Raw genomic sequence first — 17,279 nt, 5'->3', positions numbered from 1 at the left:
ACGCCCCGTGAGTGTCGGCGGGTGGCAGCTTCCGGACCTCCGCATCACGCCCGGATCAGACCTGCACCCCGCCGTGCCCCGGCGTCGTGGCACCCCGGCTCCACGCCGCCAGGGCCTCGGGCGTGCTGGGTCCCTCGTCGGAGGGGCCCAGCAGCCCATGGGCGCGGAGCACCTCCGCGACCGCCGTGCCCCACGGTCTGCGCAGCCGTGCCGAGTCCAACAGGGGCTGATCGGAGAGGAGTTCACCGACCGGACCGGTGCGCAGGCCGTCCGGCGAGAGTACGGCCGCGTCGTCGGCCCAGCGCAGCGCCAGGTCCACGTCGTGCGTCGCCATCACGACCGTCGTCCCGGAGCTGCGCAGCCGGCCGAGGACCTCGAGCAGCCGCTCCTGGCCGTGCGGGTCGAGTCCGGCGGTCGGTTCGTCCAGGATGAGCACCCTCGGCCGCATCGCCACGGCGCCGGCGATCGCGGCCCGCTTGCGCTGACCGTACGAGAGGAGATGCGTGGGCCGGTCCCGCAGCGCCGCGATGTCCATCGCGGCCAGCGCCTCGTCCACCCGGGCCCGTACCTCGTCCTCGGTGAGGCCGAGGTTCATCGGGCCGAACGACACGTCCTGCTCGACCGACGCCGCGAAGAGCTGGTCGTCCGGGTCCTGCACCACCAGCTGCACCGTCGTACGGAGCCGGGTCAGACCGGCCCGGTCGTAGGCCACCGGCTCACCGTGCAGGCGCAGTCGGCCCGTCGCGGGCCGCAAGCCGCCGCTCAGCAGCCGCAGCAGGGTCGTCTTGCCGCTGCCGTTGCGACCCAGCAGCGCCGTGGAACGGCCCTCCGGGAGACCGAGATCGACGCCGCTGAGCACGGAGGGCCCGTCCTCGTACGCGTAACCCGCGTCGACGAGCTCCACGACGGCGGGGCCCGCGGGGGAGTGGTTCATGGCAGACACCTTTCGAGCACGAGAGTGAGGGCGACGATCCCGGACAGCAGCGCGGCGACCATGGCGAGGAACGGTCGCGACACCGCTGCCCGCGGTACCAGCACCCGCAGCGTGCCGTCGTATCCGCGGCCCGCGAGCCCGGCCTGCAGCCGGCCGGCCCGGTCGAAGGCGCGCACGAAAGCGGTCGCGCCGAGGCCGGCCAGCGACCGCCAGGCGGCCGCCCTGCTCGTATGGCCGAGACGGGCGGCCTGCGCCTGGCGGATGTTGGACACGGCGTCCAGCAGCAGGAAGCTGATCCGGTACATCACGAGCGCCACGTCCACCACGGCCGGTGGCACGCCGGCGCGCACCAGCCGCGGGAGCACGTCCGACACGGGTGTCGTGAACGCGAACAGCAGCACACCCAGCGACGCGGCGGAGGTGCGCAGCAGCAACCGCGCCGCGTCCCCGGGCCCGCCGGGCGCGAAGGCCACCATGCCGTCCGGACCGCCCACCGCGAACAACAGCGGTACGGCTCCGGTGACACAGAACCCGAGCGGGATGCGGAACGCCCGCCACAGTTGGCGCGGTGCCACACCGGCCGGTCCGAGCAGGATCACAACCGTCGCGGCGGCGACGAGGACGGCACCCGGCCAGGGCGGCAGACAGACGGCCGTGACGGTCAGACCGAGGCCGAGGACGGCCTTTTCGCAGGGGTGGCGGCGGCGCCAGCGACTGCTGTGCGCCGCCGCGTCGATCGGCAACATCCGCTAGGGCGCCGTCGTCGCGGGGTCCGGGCCCTCGCTCCGCGAGCCGGGGACCGACGGGGCGGGTGCCGCGCCGTCCGGCGTCCTGCTCGCGGCCCGCTCGGCCGCCGCCCGCTCCTCGCCCTGCCGGCGGCCCTTGCGCAGCCCGAAGTAGTACGCCAGGACGCCCGCGCCGAGGGCCGCCTGGAGGGAGAACAGCGCCGACTCGATCTCGCCGGACGGCGGTTCGTACAGGGGGGTGAACCACGGCTCGTAGTCCGGCTCGAGTTCCGTGATAGCCGCCTCCGCCTCGCCGTCGGCGCCGGTGAACGGCTCCTCCTTGTGGTCCCCGAGCCCCAGGACGAGCGGCAGCACGGCCAGCGCCGCGACGGCCAGCAGCAGCAGGGTGTTGATCCTCGCGTTACGGCTCATCGGGCCGACGCCTCCTTCTTCGCACCCGTGACCAGCACACCGAGCCTGGTCAGTTCACCCTTGCTGGACCGGCTGAGCAGCCGCATCACCAGTACGGTGAGCAGTCCCTCGCTCACCGCCAGTGGAAGCTGCGTGACGGCGAAGATGCCGCCGAACTTGGCCAGCGCGCCGGGGATGCCACTGCCCGGGTCGGGGAAGGCGAGCGCCAACTGCACACTGGTGACGCAGTACGTGGACAGGTCGGCGACGAACGCGCCGAAGAACACGCTCACCATCAGCGGCACGTCGAAGCGGCGCAGCAGCCGGTACACCCCGTACCCCGCCCACGGCCCGACGACCGCCAGGGAGAAGACGTTGGCGCCCAGCGTTGTGAGTCCGCCATGGGCCAGCAACAGGGCCTGGAACAGCAGCGTGATGGTGCCGAGCACCGCCATGATCGGCGGTCGGAACAGAATGGCCCCGAGGCCCGTGCCGGTCGGGTGCGAGCAGCTGCCCGTAACCGACGGGATCTTCAGTGCCGACAGGACGAACGTGAACGCTCCGGACGCGCCGAGCAGCAGCGTCGACTCGGGATGGGACTTGACCTCGCGTTTCAGGGCGCGTACGCCGTGGACGACGAACGGGGCGGACGCGGCGCCCCAGGCGACCGCGTGCAGCGGGGGCAGATACCCCTCGGCTATATGCATGATGTGGGAGACCCTCTCCAGCACCTCGTGGATGGACAACGCACCTTGGCCGGTCTCCTGGCTGACGGGTCATGCCGCCCGGACTCCGCCTTCCCGGGCACCGCGCGTACACGCGGTGACCCAGTGGCTCCCCGTGAGGGGGTGGAGCCGGACTTCCCGATCACAGTGGCGAGGGCCGCACCGGTACCGCACCGGTTTCCCGAACACCAAGGCCCCGTGACAGTAATGCTCCGACCAGTGACATCACAAGCCGCGCACGGGCGCACCGGCCGGCGGCGGGGTGAGCCGTTCGCCACACCCGCCGCCGCGCCGCCCGTCCGTCACTGCTTGCGGTAGCCGTACGCCTCCGACGCCGCGGCCTCCACCGCGTCCAGGTCGGCACCGGCGGAGGCCGTCACCACCGCCGCGACAGCGCCCTCCACGAACGGCGCGTCCACCAGGCGGGTACCGGCGGGAAGTTCGTCACCCTCGGCCAGCAGCGCCTTGACCGTCAGGACGGCGCTGCCCAGGTCGACGAGGACGGCGACGCCCGCGCCGCCGTCGACCTGCTCCGCCGCGGCCGTGATCAGTTCGGAGCTGGTGCCGAGGCCCCCGTCGGGTGTGCCGCCCGCGGCCGCCACCGGGGCCGTACCGCCGCCGCCCGCGAGCCCTTTCGCCATTTCGGCGACCGCGGTGGCGACCTCCCTGCTGTGCGAGACCAGCACGATGCCGACCTGCTTGCCGTCGCTCATCCGGCCGCCCCCTCCGCCGGGTCCGCCGTCTCGGCGAGCGCCGCTAGCAGCAGCGCCGACGACGTGGCGCCCGGGTCCTGGTGGCCGATGCTCCGTTCACCGAGATAGCTCGCCCTGCCCTTGCGCGCCTGCAACGGCACGGTGTCCGAAGCTCCTTGCTCCGCAGCCTCGCGGGCCGCCGCGAACGACTGCGTGCTGTCGCCGAGCGCCGCCACCGCCGGCTCGAGAGCGTCCAGCATCGTCTTGTCACCGGCCTTCGCCCCGCCGAGCTGGGCCACCGCGGCGACGCCGGCCCGCAGTGCTTCGGCGAGCTGCCCCGGTGTCACCTGGGCGTCGTCACCCAGCGCTTTGCCGGTGCGCCGCAGCAGCGTCCCGTACAGCGGGCCCGACGCCCCGCCGACCGTCGACACCAGCTGCCGTCCGGCGAGCATCAGCACGGCGCCCGGTGTCGCCGGGGGCTCCTTCTCCAGCACCGCTGCGACGGCCGTGAACCCCCGTTTGAGGTTGCTGCCGTGGTCCGCGTCGCCGATCGCCGAGTCCAGCTCGGTCAGTCGGTCCGCCTCCCGGTCCACCGAGACGGCGACCGCGGCCAGCCAACGGCGGAAGAATTCGGCGTCGAGCACAAGCACTCCCTGGAATCGGTCGGTTCGAACGGTGTGATCTCGAGGCCCCAGGCTCTCAGCGTCCCCATCGCAGCGCCGGAGTCTGCACCGGCGCGTCCCACAGCCTGAGCAGCTCCTCGTCCACCTGGCAGAGCGTCACCGAAGCGCCGGCCATGTCGAGAGAGGTCACGTAATTGCCGACGAGGGTGCGGGCCACCGCCACGTCCCGCTCCGCCAGCACGCGCTGGACCTCGGCGTTGAACCCGTACAGTTCCAGCAGTGGCGTCGCGCCCATCCCGTTGACCAGGGCGATCACCGGGCCGGAGGGCCGCAGGTCCTCCAGAACGGCGTCGACGGCGAAGTCGGCGATCTCCCGCGAGGTCATCATCGGGCGCCGCTCCCGCCCCGGCTCGCCATGGATGCCGATGCCCAACTCCAGCTCGCCAGGGGGAAGATCGAATGTGGGGCCGCCCTTCGACGGCGTGCTGCACGCGCTGAGCGCCACGCCGAAGGTGCGCGAGGAGTCGTTCACCTGCCGGCCGATCGCCTCGACCCGCTCCAGCGGTGCCCGCTCCTCCGCGGCGGCCCCGGCGATCTTCTCCACGAACAGGGTCGCCCCGGTGCCGCGCCGCCCGGCGGTGTACAGGCTGTCGGTCACCGCGACGTCGTCGTTGACGAGAACCTTCCCGAGCCGCACCCCCTCGTCCTCCGCGAGCTCGGCCGCCATGTCGAAGTTCAGCACGTCACCGGTGTAGTTCTTCACGATGAACAGCACGCCCTCGCCGCTGTCGACGGCGGCGGCGGCCCGCACCATCTGGTCCGGCACCGGGCTGGTGAACACCTCTCCGGGGCAGGCGCCGTCGAGCATCCCGTGCCCGACGAAGCCGCCGTGCAGCGGCTCGTGCCCCGAGCCGCCGCCGGAGACGAGCGCCACCTTCCCCGCGACGGGCGCGTCACGCCGCACGATGACCCGGTTGTCCACGTCCACGGCCAGATCGGGGTGGGCCGCAGCCATCCCGCGGAGGGCGTCCGCGACCACGGTCTCGGGAACGTTGATCAGCATCCTCATGGGTATCTCCTGGGAAGCTCGGCAGGGGTGGGTGCCTGCGCCGGCCGTCTGCGTATCGGAGGGAGCCCTGCAGGGGCAGTATCGACCTTGCCGCTGCGAAGGTCACGTCGGGAAACATCCGCGTGTGCCGCCCGCTCCGCCGCCGTGCGGTGGCACGGCCGGGCTGCCGGCGGCCACCGAGACCGTGGGCGCCAGGGCCGGCGGCGGCACCGGGCCGCGTCTGGTCCTGTGCGCCGGATCCGCCTGGTCAGCAGGGCTCACGCCAGGTGCCCAGTTCCGGCTTCTTGAGCATCGACGACAGCCGCAGCCCGCGGGCCGCCGGGCAGAAATCGGCCGTGCGCTCCGCGTACTCCACGTGGAAGACCGCCTTGCCCGCCGCGATGAAAGGCTCGAGCAGCGCGCATTCGCCGTACTGTGCGCACTCCTCGTTGACCGCGAAGTCGAAGTCGTCCAGCAGGTGCGGAATCTGCGCCAGGTCGTTCTTGAGGCCCACGGCCAGACCCCGCTCGTGCGCGATGTCCGCGATCATGCGGTTGTACCGGAGCTGGTCGTGCGCCGTGAGCGGGAAACCGGTGTCGTTGCCGTAGCCCTCGACCAGATCCGGTTCCACCGCGTCGAAACCCTTGTCCCGGCACATGTCGAACCGGCGCTCCATGACGGGCCGCAACGCCGACACCTGGCGGATGTCCAGCCAGCGCTCGCCGTGCCATCCGTTGGGCCTGCCCAGCACCTCGCGCGGGAAGGCGTGCCGGTCGGGGCGGAAGTCCTCCCAGGCTCCCACGTTGACGTAGCAGATCACCTTGCGGCCGTCCCGGTGCAGACCGGCGACGTCCGAGGCGGTGTTCTCGAAGCCGTCGATGTCGTAGACGGGCACGTCGACCGACGGGTCGACCCTGCCGTCGAGCTGCCACTGCCAGGCCAGTCCCGGGTGCGGCTGCCACACCGGGCCGGCGCGCCTGCCGGCCGCGCCGCCGTGGCCGCCGGAGCATACGGCCAGAGCGGCAACGGCGGCCAGCGCGGCCATGACGGCCACAGCGGCGACGAGGGCCGGCGGGAGCCGCCTCATCGGTCCGTCGCGCTCAGCGCGGGCGTCAGCCGGGACCAGGGGTTGGGCGGTTCTCCCGTCACGGGACCGCACACGGCCGCCCCCCGCTCGCGGGCAGTGCGCACGGCGAGCGGCACGAGCAGTTCGGGCACGCCGTAGACGAGGTGGCACAGCCGCTCGGGCGGCTGTCGCGCGGTCCACGAGGGGCGGTTGAACGCCGACACGTAGGTGGACCAGTGACCCTCGAAGGTGACGGTCAGGTCGGCGAGCCGCGCGTAGCCGGGAGCGGGATGCACGCCCGGGTTGAGGACGACGGTCGACGCGCCGAGGCGGCGGACGGACCGCACCAGCCGGCGGCAGGCCGGCAGCCCGTGCGGCCCGGCGGTCACCTGGTCCAGGAAGCAGCCGTCGATGGCGTACCACTCCTGGTGCCTGCGGACATCGGCCGCGACACGGGCCGGGTCGCGTGCGCCGTAGTCCGTGTCGACGTAGCCGAGCAGCCGGGCCCCCGCCGTGCGCAGCGCGGCGGCCGCGGCGGCGAACGCCGGATCCAGGACGTGACCGGGCCCGCTGGCGGGGTTGAGCACGACGGCCCAGGTGCGGGCGGCCCGGGTGATGAGCCGGTGCCACGCGGCCGGGTCCTCGGCCGGATGGACGTACAGGGGAATCAGCAGGCTCACCGCGCCGAAGCCCTCTCCTCGCTGCGGGAACCGGCCGCCCACAGCGCCGCCAGCGATGCGTCGAGGGAATACGACGGCCCCCAGCCGAGGGCGTCGCCGGCGGCGGTGATGTCCGAGCACTGCCACGACACCCGCGGGGACCGCGCGGAGCCGCCCGCGCCGCCCTCCTCGACGATCCGCCCCCCGAAGCCGGCCACGCCGGCCAGCGTCCGCACCAGCTCACGCACCGGGACCGCCTCGCCGCCGCCTATGTTGAGGACCGGCGGCAGCGGTCCAGGCGTGGTGGCCGCGAGCTCCGCCGCCCGGGCCACGTCGCGTACGTCCACGAAATCCCGGTGGGCGGACAGGTCACCGAGCCGCAAGGTCGCGTCCGGATCGCGCCCGGCGTTCGCGAGCAGGGCGGTGACCCGGCCGGGCAGCCCGGTCCGCGGCGCTCCCGGACCTACCGGGTTCCCCACCCTCAGCACTACCGCGTCCAGGCCCGATGCGCCCACAGCCACCGTGCCCGCCAGCTTCGTCGCACCGTACGGGCCGGCCGGGCGGGTCGCCGCCGACTCCGCCACCCGCCGGCCGGGAGTGCCGGGGCCGTACTCGGCGGCCGACCCCAGATGCACCAGGCGGGCCGCGGGAGCGGCGTGACGCAGCGCCGCGCACAGCACGGCGGGGCCGCGGGCGTTCACCTCGGCGAGGGTGACGGCGTCGGCGCCCGTCTCGCCCGCGCAGTTGACCACGGCGTCGGGCTCCGCCGACGCCAGCGCCCGCGCAAGCTGCCGCGGGCTGTCCGACGCGAGGTCGACGGCGACGTCGGCGGCGGGTGAGCGGCCGCCGACGAGCACCCGGGTGCCCGGCAGGGCGCGCAGTCGCTCGGCGACGTGGCCGCCCAGGTAACCGGTCGTGCCGAGAACGAGGATGCGCATGTGTGCTCAGGCTCCCTTGAGCAGAAGCGACTTGCGGCTTGTGAACTCCGCGTTGGCACGGTCGTAGTCGTCGGGGCGGCCGATGTCCAGCCAGTAGCCGTCGAACTCGTAGGCGTGCGGCGGCCGTCCGGCGGCCAGCAGGTCCAGCACCAGTTCGTCGAAGCCCAGCGGCAGACCGGGTGTGTAGCCGTCGAGGGTGGCGCGTGAGACGCCGTAGACCCCCATGGACACCCGGTAGTCGATGCTGGGCTTCTCCGTGAAGGCGACGACCCGGCTGGCATCCGTGGTCAGCACACCGAAGTCGATGTGCACCTTGCGGGCGTAGGTGGCGATCGTCAGGGGCGCGCCCGACGTCTCGTGCCGGCGCAGCACCTCGGCGTAGCAGAGGTCGGTGAGCACGTCGCCGTTCATGACCAGGAAGTTCTCCGGCAGACGGTCGCGGAGCGTGAGCAGCGGGCCCATGGTGCCCAGCGGGCTCTCCTCGGTGGCGTAGTCGATGCTCATGCCCCACTGCGAACCGTCGCCGACGTAGGCGCGGATGATCTCGCCCAGGTGGCCGATGGCGATCGTGCAGTGGGTGAAGCCGGCCGTGGACAGTTGGCGCAGCACGATCTCCAGGATGGTGTGCTGGTCGCCGATGGGGACGAGCGGTTTGGGGAGCGCCGTGGTGTACGGACGCAGCCGGACGCCCTTTCCTCCGGCCAGGATCACTACGTGCATGGGAGTACCTCCTGCGAGTGGGAGCCGGTCGGGTCAGATGTTGTAGATGCCGGTCTTGTAGCGGGCCAGGTTGGCCGGATCGCCGAACCACTTCACGGTCAGGGCGATGCCTTCCTCCAGCGTGTGGCGGGGCTGCCAGCCCGTCGCCGCCGTCAGCCGGGTCGCGTCCGCGACGAGCCGCATCACCTCGGAGCCGGCGGGCCGCAGGCGCTCGGGGTCCTCACGTACATCGAGCGGGACGTCCATGACCTTGCCGATCAGCGCGACCAGGTCGCCCACCGAGATCTCCCCGCCGGTCCCGGCGTTGAGGGTGCGGCCCACGACCTGCTCCGCCGGTGCGGTGCCCACCGCGAGGAACGCCCGCGCCGTGTCCTCGACGAAGGTGAAGTCCCGGGTGGGGCGCAGGTCGCCGAGGGTGATGGTGCGCTGCCCGGCCGCCACCTGCCCGATGACGGTGGGGATCACCGCGCGCATCGACTGGCGCGGCCCGAACGTGTTGAAGGGCCGCAGTGTGACCACGGGCGTGCCGAAACTGGCGTGGTAACTGTCGGCCAGCCGGTCCCCGCCGGCCTTCGAAGCGGCGTACGGCGACTGGGTGTTGACGGGATGCTCCTCGGTGATCGGCACGGTCTGCGCGGTGCCGTACGTCTCGCTGGTCGAGGTGTGCACCAGGCGCGGCGTCCCCAGCGCGCGCACCGCCTCCAGCACGTTGAGGGTGCCGGTGACGTTGGTGTCCACGTAACTGTGCGGCGCCTGGTAGGAATACGGGATCGCGATGAGCGCGGCGAGATGGTACGCGCAGTCGGCGCCGTCGAGCAGGCCGCGCACCGAGCCGGGGTCGCGTACGTCGCCGAGGACGATCTCCACGTGGTCGAGGACGTCGGCCGGCAGGGTCTCCAGCCATCCGTAGGAGGAGAACGAGTTGTACTGGGCCATGGCTCTGACGCGGTGGCCGGAGGCGACGAGCGCCTCCGTGAGGTGCGAGCCGATGAATCCTTCTGCCCCGGTGACGGCGGCGAGCGGTGCGGAGGTCAACTCATGGGTCCTTTCGTCCGGTTGGGCGGGATGGCTGGATGACCGGTGTACTTCGCGTCTGCGGGACGCATCGTGCGTGAGCGGTGGTCAGGCGTGCGGGGAGGGTCTGCCGAGAAGGCGGATCGCGCAGGCCGCGAGACAGACCGCGGCCACGCCGCACGCAAGCGGCAGCACGGCCGGGCCCGGCGGAAGGTCCAGCCAGGTGACCGCTCCGGCGCTGCCCGCGGCCAGCAGGCAGAGCACGGCCGGCGGCCAGGCGACACCGAACGCCTGGAGGAGCAGAGCGGTCCACAGGGCCGCCGCGAGGAGCAGCAGCGCGGCCGGGTCGGAGCCGGTCAGGAGCGCCGCCGGCAGCAACAGCAGGAGATAGCCGGTCAGGCACAGGCCCAGCACGGCGGCCGAGCGCAGCCCGAACGCCGCGGGCGTCGCGCTGACCCGCAGGGCGGCCACGGACCAGCCCCGGTAGCGGTACAGCAGCCACTCCGCCGGGCCCATGCTGAGCGTCAGCGCGATCACCGCGTAGGGGTGCCGTCGGCCCTCCAGCACGACGAGCACCGCCGCCGCCAGCCCGAACAGGCCGTACGGAAGCGAGGAGTTCAGGCTTGGCCGCGGACCGTCGGAGGCGGCCGGGGCGGCCAGGCCGGCCCACAGGACCCGTGCGCAGGCGGCGAGCGTGGCCAGCACCGCCAGCAGGGGCAGGCCCGTGCGCAGCAGGGGGCCGGGCTCCCACCACGGCAGCACCGCGGCGCCGGCGATCAGCGGACCGAGCGCCGCCAGCAGCAGCCGCTCCCGGCCCAGGACGAGCAGTACGCCCGCCGCGGCCAGATACAGCGACTGGGCGGCGGCCACCGCGGTCACCGGACCGCCGCCGGCGGGCAGCGCGGCGAGGCCCGTCGCCACCGCCGCGCCCAGCACGGAACCGGCCAGCAGGGTGCGGGCCGCCTCCCGGCGTCCCGACACCACCCGCAGGTGCGCCCGGTGGCCCAGCGCCTGCCCCCACGCCCAGGAGGCGACAGCCGCCACGATCAGGACGGGGGCGTGCCGGTCGACGCGCCACAGGGGAGCGGTGAGGAGGTACGCCAGGGACGGCAGCGCGAACAGCACGCCCCGCAGCAGGCATCGCACCGTGTCCGGCCGCCAGGGGTCGGCGGCGGCCGGCGGTTCGGGAAAGGTGCGGGGCACCCTTTCGTACAGCGCAGAGGCGAGCGAGAAGACATTCTCGTGTCCGTACCGGTGGCGGAGCACCTCTGCGGAGAGCCCTTCGGCCTCCAGCAGCGCGGCCACCTCGTACGGGTGGACGGCCGGGCCGACGCGGTCGGCGAGGTCGGCGGCGAGCCGGTTGACCGCCTCCTCGTCGGGGCCCTGTTCGGGCAGCCGCAGGGTGAGTGTGCTGTCGTCTCCCCGGCCGAAGAGCCGGCTGGATCCGGCGAGCCGCAGGGCCAGCGTGTCCTGCTCCGCGCCGCCCGGCTCCAGGGCCATCGGTCCGCTCACAGCGCCACACTCCGTGTCTCCGTGCCGGCCGGCGACCGCGGGTCCGGCGGGGCAGGGGCGGCGGTCCAAGGTCGCTCGGGCGCTACGACGGCGGGCTGCTGCACGGCCGCCGGCGCGGCCGACAGCTCCTGATAAATGGAGCGGAAGGTGTCGATGGTCCGGCGAAGGGTGAACTGCTCCATCACCCGCAGCCGGGCCGCCTCACCCATCGCCCGGCGTCGTGCGGGGTCACCCAGCAGCTCCAGCGCGGCGGCGGCCATCGCGGCCGGATCGCGCGGCGGCACCACGAGACCGGTGTCGCCGACGGCCTCCCGCACTCCGCCCACGTCGGTGGAGACGGTCGCCCGCCCGCACGACATGGCCTCGATCAGCGTGAAGGGGAAGCCTTCACTGATGCTGGACAGCATCACCACGTTCCCCGCCGCGTAGGCGTCCTTGATGTCGTCGACGCGCCCCTCGAAGGTCACGGCGTCCGCATGTCCCAGCTCGGCGGCCAGCGCCTCGCAGCGCTCCCGGTAGCCTTCCCCGCCCCGGGGCGTCCCGCCGAACAACCGCAGCCGGACCCCGGGAAGCTCTGCACTGACGAGGGCGAACGCACGGATCAGCGTCTCCAGGTCCTTGATCGGGTCGACGCGCCCGGCCCAGCTGAGGGTGGGAGTCTCCGGCTCGGGTCCGGCCGGCGGGAAGGCGGCGGGGTCGACGCCGTTGTACACGGTGCGGATCGACGCCGGGGCGGCACCGCCCCGTTCCTCCCAGAGCCGGTTGTAGCGGTTGCCCGGCGTGATCAGCGCGGCCCGGCGGTAGGCCTCCTCCGCCAGCAGCCGGAAGAATCCCAGGACCACCGCCTTGACCGGCCAGCGGTAGGGGGCGGTGCGATAGCCGAGGTAGCGCTCGCGCAGGTAGACGCCGTGCTCGGTCAGCAGCAACGGAACACCGTGCCGCTCGAGGGCGGCCAGCCCCGGCAGCACGGCGACGCCGCCGCTGACGGCGTGCGCGACCCCGTCCTCGGGCGGTGGCGCGGCCAGCGGGCGCAGGGCGTGCTCGAGCAGCGAGGTGGCGGTGAGCGCGTCGTGCAGGGTCGGCCCCGCCTCGCGCACGGCCGTACCGGGGCGCGTCCACACGGCGGTCAGGATCGCGATCGCCGTGTCGCCGCGCAGGAAAGGGCCGAGCAGGCCGTCCGCAGCCGCCCGCGCCATGGTGTGCAGGGCGGGTGCGAAGCCGTCCTCGGCGCAGGGGTCGACCAGCGAGGTCAGGAACCGTTCGTACGCGCCGGCGAGCCGGCGGCGGGTACGGCCGCGGGGCGGCCGGCCCGGCGGCGCCTCGCCCCACATGGGGACGGAGAGCACGCCCGAGACATGGCCCGGCAGATCCCATACGAGCGGCTCCCGCCCGGTGCCGGTGACGGCGATGACGTCGAAGTCGATGTCGGGCATGCCGGTGACGAGCTGGTCGCACCAGACGCTCACACCGCCGTGACTGTGCGGATAGGTGCCTTCGGTGAGCAGGGTGACGCGCGTGGCTGCGGAGCGTCGCGCGCCGTGGTGAAGGTGCATCGGTGTGCTCCACGGCCGAGGTGTGGGGTGGTCGTGCCGGCCCCGGCCGCGCGTGTGCGGCCGGGGCCCCGCTGCCGGGTCGCGCCGGTCAGCTTCCCGCGGCGGGGGAGACCGGCTCGGCCACGCCCTCGGGCACTCGGGTGTCCGGTGCGGGGCCGGTGACCGGTGCGGAGGCGCCCGCGTCGGTGGCGGTGGCCGGGGCGGCGGACGGCGGCAGCGTGAGGGTGAGCGGTGCGGGAGCGGAGGAGGTCCACCCGGAGCGTTCGCCGGCGTAGGCCTCGCCGAAGGGGGAGGCGGCCCGCGTGGTGCCCTCGGGCATCGTCGCGGGGACAGCCACCCCGTCCGGGCCCTCGACGGTGACGGTGCCGCCGACGCGGTAGGCCGTGATCTGTCCGCTCTGCACGGCCACGCGCCAGGCGGCGCGCCGCCGGAGTTCGCTGCCGATGTCCTTCATCCGCGGATTGACCACCGGGGTGTTCTCCGCGAAGAGCGCGTCGTACGTGTGCAGGACGCCGTCCAGGACCGGGTAGGCGATCCGGTCCTCCGCCAGGTTCGACTGGTGGATGAAGTGCGGCTTGGGGTCGTTGGCGAGGACGTGCCCGACGGCGATCCGCCGCTCCAGGGGAACGATGTGGTCCGTGTAGCCGGTGGCGGTGTCGAGCGGGGCGGGCAGGCAGGTGGTGGTGGCCGGATTGTCCTCGCAGATGCCGCTGCCGCCCTGCGCGCGGCTGGTGTAGATCCAGTTGTACTCGTCGACCTGCTCGGCCGCCCGCCCGGCGTTGTAGAAGATGTTCATCGGGTGGCGCGGAACGGTCGTGGCCGCTCCGACCCGACGCTGGCCGGGCTCGCGGGAGTTGTCCGAGGCCAGCCAGGTGATGCCGTTGTCGGCGAGGGCGGGCGCCAGATTGGGGTTGTCGGCGGACTGCTGGGGCAGGACCCGCAGCCCGGAGTGCTCGCCGGTGACCAATTCGCCGTCGTCCAGGGGCAGTCCGGCGATGCGGCCCCAGACGCGGTTGTGGGCGATCTCGTCGGAGAGGTCGTCCCTGCTGACCCACTTGGTGCTTCCGTCCGCTTCAGTGGCGCACCGCCAGGGCACCACCGTGGTGTCCTGCTCGCAGCCGAGGAAGGCGTGCGTGTAGGTGTGGTTGATCCAGCGGAACGCGCCGCGCTCGGCGATGAACCTGTCGGCGAGCGGGTCGGCGCCGTTGTTGTCCTCACGGTGGTCGACGCTGCCGGCGCCGTTGTAGGCGAGGTCGAGGGTGAAGTCGTGCTCGCGCTGCCAGGCGGCGGCGTGGTCGACGTCGGCGGGCGTCATCCGGATCGGGTCGGGAGCGGCGTTCGGATCGGTGCAGTCGACGTCGCCGGGTGTGCAGTTGAGGGTGGAGTTCCAGCGGTCGTCGGCGGCGAACACGTCGTCGACGTGCACGGCGAAGTAGTTGCGGGAGAGGCCGAGGTGCACGCCGCCGGTCATCCACTGCACGATGCCTCGTGCCAGCAGCCGGAACTGCTGCTGGTACCGGTTGTAGACGAAGGTGACGACGAGTTCCCGCCGTCCGTCGTGCCGGTATTCGCCCACCAGGGAGCCCCGCCGGGCCGTTCCCGGGATCGGGGCCTCGATGTACGGGGTGAAGTCGGCGCCGGCGACCGGCGTCGACAGGTACGCGTAACTCTCCCCCACGGTAGGCGAGTTGTCCTCGAACGGCACCGTTCCTTCGAGGTACCCGAACGGTCCGGAACGGCCGGCGTCGGTCACCTCGGCGCGGGTGCCGTCGACGCTGCCGGAGTAGCCACCGTACACCGGGTACTGGAGCCCGGCCTCGGGGCGGGCGTAGGTGTACGCGTCGACCTGCGGGATGTCGTAGGTCTGTTCGTAGGCCACGAGCGCGGCCATCTCCGGCGAGTTCGCCGGAAACGGATTGTCGTTGGGCAGGACGACGGCCTGGAACCGGGCGCGCTGTCGGCCGTCCACGGTGTCCGCGAGATATTCGGCGTCGATCACGGGCCGGTCGGCCCGGGCGAGGTCGATCTCCGTGTACGGCGTTCCGGCGGTGTCCAGTTCGGCCGCGATGGCGTCGGTGGACGGGCCACCGTCGCTCACGATGAGCACCCGCAGATCGATGCGGGGAGCCGGGGCGTCGGCGTGTGCCGCCGTGGTCGGTACGCCGAGTGCGGCGATGAGCGCGCCCGTCGTGAGCAGAGTGGTGCGTATGGTCCGCTTCATGCGGTGCTGTCCCCTCCCAGGGCAGGGGTGAGCACTGCTCCGCGGAGCGGACGCACCCCCTTGCGCGACGCCGGCTTCCCCCTCAGAGGCCGGTCGTCGACGCATCCGTCGCGTCACATCGTGAGGTGTCTGTGTAGCTTTTGTGGTCATGCTGCGAAACCTGACGGAAAAGTGCAGGTGTGCAACGGGCCTCATTGCGAGGCGAGTTGCGCGTGCGGCGACCCGCCGCGGACGCCCGCCGGCGTCCGGCTTCAGCGGGTGCCGCCCCAGGCTGGAGGGGATTGCGCCGCGCCGGCGGGCCGATGGGACCCCCCGGCGCGAACGCAGTCGGTACAGACCGGTCTGCCGGGCGGGCGTGGGCCGGTTTCCGGTCACCGCCCTGCCCGGGGCGAGGTCAGGAGCAGAGGATGCGGGTCTCGGGTGTGTGGACCGGGCCGCCGCTGGTGTTGGTGCTGTCGCTGAACTCGGCGTAGAAGTACGAGTAGAAGCCGATGTTGCCGTTGCAGCCGGAGTCGGCGGCGATCTGGAGCGTCAGCGTCACGGTCCGGCTCTGGCCGGGCGGGACGGGGGCGCCGTAGTTGGTACCGAGGTTCGCGGGGCCTGTGCCGGAACAGGCGGAGCTGCCGCTGGCCGTGGCGAGGCTGCAGCCCGCGACGGAGTACTTGAGGTCGGGGCGCTGCGTGGTCAGCCAGGTGGGGTCGATGGTCTGGTAGACGAACCAGATGTCGTAGGTCTTGTTGTTCGTCAGCGTCATCGACAGGTTCACCGTGCCGCCCGGCGTGGTGGTTGCCGTGTCGGTGGTGAACGTCAGCTCGGCGGGGCCGGGGGCGGCGGCGCTCGCGGAGGGCGCCAGGCCGAACACGGCGAGGAAGAGGGCGAGTACGGCGGGGAGACCGAGACGTCTCATCAGAGGTGATCGCATGGCCCGGGAGGCTAGGCAGGGGGCGGGCGCGCCGTCTGCCCCGCTCCGGCGGCGCGGTACCGGGAACGACCGAAAGTGTGCCTCGTGTGAAGGATGTGCGGCGAAAGTGTGGCGGACGGTCGCCGATCACATACGTGCACGGTGGAGCCGGTGCGGCGGGCCGGCCGGCGCGGAGGCGGCGCCCGACGCCTCGACGGGACGGCGGTGCAGCTATTGGCGCGTACCTGTTGCGCCCCTCCCGCGCACGGGCACCACCCCGTGTGCGGCAGCTGCGTCAGCCGATACGAGATGCACTGCCCGGTCCCCACGGCCCGCCGCGGGCTCCGGCCGACGCCGCGCTGTTCATGGCCGGGCGCGGTTCACACTGGTTCGTCCTCCCGGCCGCGGGCCGTCCCCGAGCGGGCCTCCTTCCGCGCCGCCAGGATGACGAGCGCACCCGAGACGACGCCCACGAAGTACGGGGACGGCACGAGCAGGACGCCGCCGACGAAGCACCACGCCGCGAGGCCCCAGCCGGCCCAGGCGGGCACGGTCACCCCGCGGCCCGCGAGGTGCCACGTCAGGCAGCCCAGCAGGATCAGGGGCACGGCGAAGCTTCCCGGACCGGCCCAGAAGGTGACCTCGTTCTGCAGGGACTCCACCGTCCGGTCGGCCGACCCCTCGTTCGCCGCGAGCGGGACGGCTGCCCACACCCCGCGGTCCGCCCAGCCGCTGATGTCTTTCCAGGCGAACAGGGCCAGCAGCGACAGGTGCCCCGTCCCCAGGCCGACCATGATGCCGCTCGCCCAGCGCAGCAGCCGCTTCTCCGCGTTCATCGTCGGTCAGCCCCGTTCCCCGTGCCGCACCGCAAGGTTGTCGCGGTCGCGCCAGGCCCGTTCCCACTGCCGGGCCAGCGCCGGGTAGACGATGAGATGCCGGAAGGGTGCGATGGCGGCCATGTAGAGCCGCCCGAACCGTCCGTTGGGCTTGACGAGTACGGCCATCCGCAGCTCGTGGTCACCGTCCGCCCCCTCCACCCAGCTGAGGTGCATCACGGTGTGCACGGTCTTGTTCGCCAGCTCACGGGCGGACTCCGTGGGGAGTTCGTAGAGCGCCTTCAGGGGCATGCTGTCGTTGTCCTCGCCCCGGGGTGCGTCGCGGAGGTCGCCGGGAAGGCGGTCGCTGAGCGAGGCGACCCGCGCACCGACGCCCGCCGCCGGGTCGTCCCAGCCGAGGAGCGCACCGAGCTTCCACCGGACGGCGAACAGGAACCGCACCGGCCAGGCCTGTTCGGTGAGGCTGCCGGCCGTCCGCATCGCCATCAGCATCGTGGGGAAGTCGTCGGGCCCGGCTCCGGGGGTCCGGAACGCCCACACGTCCTCGACCTCGAAGTCGGAGGTGAATTCGTGGATGCGCCACCGGTGCTTGGTAAAGGTGGATTTCGCGAGTCGTGCCACGCCTCGGCCTCTCGTTCTGTACGGAGCCGCACATTTCATCTGTACGGTACCGTACAGAACCCGTGGAACGACACCCCCGA

Annotated in this window: 18 protein-coding genes and 1 riboswitch; all 18 genes read right to left on the bottom strand. The window is 73.0% G+C overall.

Annotation, left to right across the window (positions count from 1 at the left end; translation table 11 throughout):
- Positions 1-55 precede the first annotated feature (55 nt).
- Positions 56-934: an energy-coupling factor ABC transporter ATP-binding protein gene (locus MDN94_RS34580; RefSeq protein WP_482729762.1), complete on the bottom strand. Its 879-nt coding sequence runs from the start codon at positions 932-934 to the stop codon at positions 56-58.
- Positions 931-1,680, bottom strand: coding sequence for a cobalt ECF transporter T component CbiQ (gene cbiQ / locus MDN94_RS34575; RefSeq protein WP_482729761.1), 750 nt, complete (start codon positions 1,678-1,680; stop codon positions 931-933). Before cbiQ ends, MDN94_RS34580 begins: the two co-directional genes overlap by 4 nt.
- 3 nt (positions 1,681-1,683) lie before the next feature.
- Positions 1,684-2,091: an energy-coupling factor ABC transporter substrate-binding protein gene (locus tag MDN94_RS34570; protein WP_482729760.1), complete on the bottom strand. Its 408-nt coding sequence runs from the start codon at positions 2,089-2,091 to the stop codon at positions 1,684-1,686.
- Complete coding sequence (locus tag MDN94_RS34565; protein ID WP_482729857.1) at positions 2,088-2,777, bottom strand: energy-coupling factor ABC transporter permease; 690 nt, start codon at positions 2,775-2,777, stop codon at positions 2,088-2,090. The genes MDN94_RS34570 and MDN94_RS34565 overlap by 4 nt, the downstream gene beginning before the upstream one ends.
- A gap of 30 nt (positions 2,778-2,807) precedes the next feature.
- A riboswitch (cobalamin riboswitch) is annotated at positions 2,808-3,003 on the bottom strand.
- Positions 3,004-3,097: 94 nt separating this feature from the next.
- Positions 3,098-3,508 (bottom strand): PTS-dependent dihydroxyacetone kinase phosphotransferase subunit DhaM, encoded by a 411-nt coding sequence (locus tag MDN94_RS34560; protein WP_482729759.1) that lies wholly within the window; start codon positions 3,506-3,508, stop codon positions 3,098-3,100.
- Complete coding sequence (gene dhaL, locus MDN94_RS34555) at positions 3,505-4,131, bottom strand: dihydroxyacetone kinase subunit DhaL (protein ID WP_482729758.1); 627 nt, start codon at positions 4,129-4,131, stop codon at positions 3,505-3,507. Before dhaL ends, MDN94_RS34560 begins: the two co-directional genes overlap by 4 nt.
- Positions 4,132-4,186: 55 nt before the next feature.
- A complete protein-coding gene (dhaK, locus tag MDN94_RS34550) occupies positions 4,187-5,179 on the bottom strand; it encodes a dihydroxyacetone kinase subunit DhaK (protein ID WP_482729757.1) in 993 nt (330 codons plus the stop codon).
- Between the two features lie 247 nt (positions 5,180-5,426).
- Entirely contained in the window at positions 5,427-6,245 is an 819-nt protein-coding gene (locus MDN94_RS34545) for an endo alpha-1,4 polygalactosaminidase (protein WP_482729756.1), read from the bottom strand.
- Positions 6,242-6,904, bottom strand: a complete 663-nt coding sequence (locus tag MDN94_RS34540; RefSeq protein WP_482729755.1) for a spherulation-specific family 4 protein — start codon at positions 6,902-6,904, stop codon at positions 6,242-6,244. The genes MDN94_RS34545 and MDN94_RS34540 overlap by 4 nt, the downstream gene beginning before the upstream one ends.
- Positions 6,901-7,821, bottom strand: coding sequence for an NAD-dependent epimerase/dehydratase family protein (locus tag MDN94_RS34535; protein ID WP_482729754.1), 921 nt, complete (start codon positions 7,819-7,821; stop codon positions 6,901-6,903). The genes MDN94_RS34540 and MDN94_RS34535 overlap by 4 nt, the downstream gene beginning before the upstream one ends.
- A gap of 6 nt (positions 7,822-7,827) precedes the next feature.
- Positions 7,828-8,541 (bottom strand): nucleotidyltransferase family protein, encoded by a 714-nt coding sequence (locus MDN94_RS34530; protein WP_482729753.1) that lies wholly within the window; start codon positions 8,539-8,541, stop codon positions 7,828-7,830.
- 33 nt (positions 8,542-8,574) lie between these two features.
- Positions 8,575-9,576 carry a GDP-mannose 4,6-dehydratase gene (locus tag MDN94_RS34525; RefSeq protein WP_482729752.1) on the bottom strand — a complete coding sequence of 334 codons (1,002 nt, stop codon included), beginning with the start codon at positions 9,574-9,576 and terminating at the stop codon, positions 8,575-8,577.
- Positions 9,577-9,663: 87 nt separating this feature from the next.
- Complete coding sequence (locus MDN94_RS34520) at positions 9,664-11,067, bottom strand: hypothetical protein (RefSeq protein WP_482729751.1); 1,404 nt, start codon at positions 11,065-11,067, stop codon at positions 9,664-9,666.
- Positions 11,064-12,620 (bottom strand): GT4 family glycosyltransferase PelF, encoded by a 1,557-nt coding sequence (gene pelF, locus MDN94_RS34515; RefSeq protein WP_482729750.1) that lies wholly within the window; start codon positions 12,618-12,620, stop codon positions 11,064-11,066. The genes MDN94_RS34520 and pelF overlap by 4 nt, the downstream gene beginning before the upstream one ends.
- A gap of 88 nt (positions 12,621-12,708) precedes the next feature.
- The gene (locus MDN94_RS34510; RefSeq protein WP_482729749.1) at positions 12,709-14,841 is read right to left on the bottom strand and encodes a hypothetical protein; all 2,133 of its coding nucleotides are present in this window, start codon (positions 14,839-14,841) and stop codon (positions 12,709-12,711) included.
- A gap of 394 nt (positions 14,842-15,235) precedes the next feature.
- Positions 15,236-15,748 (bottom strand): hypothetical protein, encoded by a 513-nt coding sequence (locus MDN94_RS34505; RefSeq protein ID WP_482729748.1) that lies wholly within the window; start codon positions 15,746-15,748, stop codon positions 15,236-15,238.
- 374 nt (positions 15,749-16,122) lie between these two features.
- Entirely contained in the window at positions 16,123-16,578 is a 456-nt protein-coding gene (locus tag MDN94_RS34500) for a DUF6463 family protein (RefSeq protein ID WP_482729747.1), read from the bottom strand.
- Between the two features lie 6 nt (positions 16,579-16,584).
- Positions 16,585-17,199, bottom strand: a complete 615-nt coding sequence (locus tag MDN94_RS34495; RefSeq protein ID WP_482729746.1) for a DUF2867 domain-containing protein — start codon at positions 17,197-17,199, stop codon at positions 16,585-16,587.
- Positions 17,200-17,279: the final 80 nt, after the last annotated feature.

The sequence above is a fragment of the Streptomyces sp. WAC00040 genome, from assembly GCF_056835925.1.
Note: the sequence above shows the minus strand (reverse complement) of the source record. Positions and strands in the feature narration are given on the sequence as shown.